This window comes from Flavobacterium sp. (assembly GCF_046317795.1).
Classification (GTDB): domain Bacteria; phylum Bacteroidota; class Bacteroidia; order Flavobacteriales; family Flavobacteriaceae; genus Flavobacterium.
This window is the reverse complement of the sequence record NZ_JBKCVI010000090.1, coordinates 1-3171: the sequence shown is the minus strand read 5'-3', so window position 1 is coordinate 3171 and position 3171 is coordinate 1. Positions and strand designations below refer to the sequence as shown.

The window sequence follows — 3171 nt, the reverse complement described above, 5'->3', positions numbered from 1 at the left end:
GCACAATATAGAGGCGGATATGGTGTTTATAATGGAAGTACCAGTGTATATACTCCTGCTACTTTTTATACCTACGATGTAGCTGGAAACCAAGGGTCTGTTTTTAGTAATCCTAACAATATATACCAGCGAAGATTTTCGCCAATTGGTCAAGGTTTTATGGTAAGAGGTATAGCTAATGGTTTTGTTCAAATGCGAAATTCATATCGTGTTTATCGTACAGAAAGTGTTGCAAATTTTTCACAATTCGAACGAAATTCAAATGAAAATGAAGATTATGGATTTTATGATGATATACCTAATGTCGCAGGAATAGATTATACACAAATAAGTAAAAGTCCTACACCGCATTTTATTGTAAATACATCTTTAAATAACCAAGCAGTTAGACAAATTGCAGTTTGTTTTCTTCCAACTGCGATTGATGGAGTTGATTTAGCTGACTCAAAGTTTCCTGCAGCAGAAGCTGATATTATTGCAGACATGTATTTGGTTTTAAACAATGAACTTTATGTTCACTCAACGACTAGTTTTGATGAAAATAAAAGATTTCCAATTGGTTTTAAAAATGCAACTAATGGTTTGTTTACTTTTACTATTAAAGTAAATGAATTTGTAAATTTTGACGTTGATAATGTTTATTTATACGATAATATTACAGGTGTTTATCACGAGATAAAAAACAGTAGTTGTGATATCACTTTACCTACTGGGATTTATAATAATCGATTTGAAATAACCTTTAAGAATTCAACATTGAATACTAATGATGGTATAAAATCTAATTTTATAATCACTCAAAACAATACTACTCAAACGGTGACAGTACAAAATCCTAATTTATTAGAAATTAAATCGGTGACACTTTATGACTTGACTGGTAAACAAATTTTTGACAAGCAAAGGTTAGGTTCTCAAAATAGCTATCAATTTTCCACAAGTGGTTTGCCGTCTTCTGTTTATCTAGTTGAAGTACTTACTTCAGAAAATAGAAAAATGGTTCAAAAAATTATAGTTTCTTCTAACTAAAATTATTTCAAATACAGCATTTTTAAATTGCTTTTCATCCCATAAAAATTATGTATTTCGTACCTTTGCGAAAACATATTTTTTGGAAACTTACAATCAAAAAATTCAAATAGAACATCCAAATTACTCGCTATTTATTAAGCGAGAAGATAAAATTCATCCACACGTTTCTGGAAATAAATTCAGGAAATTAAAATACAATTTACTTCAAGCCAAGAAAGATAAAAAGGAAACTTTATTGACTTTTGGCGGTGCATTTTCTAATCATATCTTAGCAGTTGCAGCTGCAGGAAGTGAACATGGTTTTAAAACTATCGGTATCATCAGAGGTGAAGAGTTGCATGACAAAATTTCAGACAATCCAACACTCCAAAAAGCGAAAGATTTCGGAATGATTTTTGAGTTTGTTTCAAGAGAAAATTACAACCATAAAAACAATCCAAAATTTATAACTAAATTAGAAGAAAAGTTTGGAAATTTTTATTTGTTGCCCGAAGGCGGAACAAATGAATTAGCCATTAAAGGTTGTGAAGAGATTTTGATTAATGGCGATACTGAATTTGACTTTGTTTGCTGTGCTGTCGGAACTGGAGGAACAATTTCAGGGATTATTAATTGTTCAAAACCTAGTCAACAAGTTTTAGGATTTCCTGCTTTGAAAGGTGATTTTCTATCAGAAGATATTCGTAAATTTGCTAAGAATAGTAATTGGGAATTAATAACTGATTACCATTTTGGAGGTTATGCAAAAGTTACTGAGGAATTAATAGTTTTTATAAATGAATTTCATCAGAAATATAAAATACCATTAGACCCAATTTACTCCGGAAAAATGGTTTTTGGTGTTATGGATTTAATAGAAAAAAATTGGTTTCCTGATAATTCAAAAATATTAGTAATACATACCGGCGGATTGCAAGGTATTGCTGGAATGAACAATTTATTAAGACAAAAAAAACAAATTGAAATTATCATCCATGATTAAAAATTTTATTTTATTGTTTATCCTCATTTTTGTTTCATCATGTAGCACAAATAATGCTGTGGTGAGAACTTCAAAACCTGATCCAAGAAAGTCTGGAACTCCCGTAGCACAGGCGACTAGAAAACCAATTTATAAGCCAACAGGTCAAAAGCAATCTGATACTGAACCCCAAAAACCTAAAATATCAGTTTCAAATCAAGACAACTCAGCTGTTGTATTAGAAGCAACGACAAGAGTAAAAGTCACTACGCAAATGGTGTTGGCCTACATTGAACAATATAAAGAAATAGCCAAAGATAATATGGTAAAAACTGGCATTCCTTCCAGCATTACCTTAGGTCAAGCTATATTGGAATCGGGTGCTGGAACTGGTCCGCTGAGTATACAAGCCAATAATCATTTTGGAATAAAATGCCATAAAGAATGGACAGGACCAAGCATTAGTTATACTGATGATGCCGAAAATGAATGTTTCAGAAAATATGATGACCCAAGCGATTCTTTTCGTGATCATTCCTATTTTTTAACAAGCAGACCAAGATATTCCACTCTTTTTCAGTTAGATAAAGATGATTATGCTGCTTGGGCAAATGGATTAAAACTTGCTGGTTACGCCACTGATCCCAAATATCCTGACAAACTGATTGCGCTAATAGAACGTTACCAATTAGCCAAGTATGATGCTGAAGTTTTAGGAAAAGAATATACTCCAATTGTAAAGTCTCAACCAATTACCTACGAAAATAATAATGAAATGTATACCGTAGTTAAAGGAGACACACTATATTCAATTTCCAAAAAATTCAATATTTCAATTGAAGAATTGAAAAAGAAAAATAATTTAACAGACAATACTTTATCTCTTGGTCAAAGTTTACTTGTTAAATAAAATAGTCTCATTTTAAAATTTCATTTACGATATGATTTATCAAAGAAGCAGTCAATTATTTATTGAAGCTGAAAAAGTAATTCCCGGAGGAGTCAATTCACCTGTTAGAGCATTCAAAGGTGTTGGTGGAACTCCAATTTTTGCCAAAAGTGCTAAAGGCGCTTATTTGTATGACGAAGATGATAATCGATTGATTGATTACATTAATTCTTGGGGACCAATGATTTTAGGGCATGCATTTCCACCAGTTGTAGATGCAGTCATTGAA

4 protein-coding genes are annotated in these 3171 nt (G+C 31.6%); all 4 read left to right on the top strand.

What is annotated here, in order from left to right:
- On the top strand, positions 1–1029 hold a 1029-nt coding region (locus ACK5ON_RS05505; protein WP_409820650.1), incomplete at its 5' end, for a T9SS type A sorting domain-containing protein.
- Positions 1030–1111: 82 nt separating this feature from the next.
- On the top strand, positions 1112–2014 hold the full coding sequence (locus tag ACK5ON_RS05500; protein ID WP_409820648.1) for a 1-aminocyclopropane-1-carboxylate deaminase/D-cysteine desulfhydrase: 903 nt from the start codon (positions 1112–1114) through the stop codon (positions 2012–2014).
- Positions 2007–2903 carry a glucosaminidase domain-containing protein gene (locus ACK5ON_RS05495; protein ID WP_409820646.1) on the top strand — a complete coding sequence of 299 codons (897 nt, stop codon included), beginning with the start codon at positions 2007–2009 and terminating at the stop codon, positions 2901–2903. Before ACK5ON_RS05500 ends, ACK5ON_RS05495 begins: the two co-directional genes overlap by 8 nt.
- 31 nt (positions 2904–2934) lie before the next feature.
- The coding region (locus tag ACK5ON_RS05490) for an aminotransferase class III-fold pyridoxal phosphate-dependent enzyme (protein ID WP_409820644.1) at positions 2935–3171 on the top strand (237 nt) is incomplete at its 3' end.

What these genes read in the sequence shown, in the direction of transcription:
- ACK5ON_RS05495 (WP_409820646.1), top strand. Translation starts at nt 2,007, where the DNA reads ATGATTAAAAATTTTATTTTATTGTTTATCCTCATTTTTGTTTCATCA.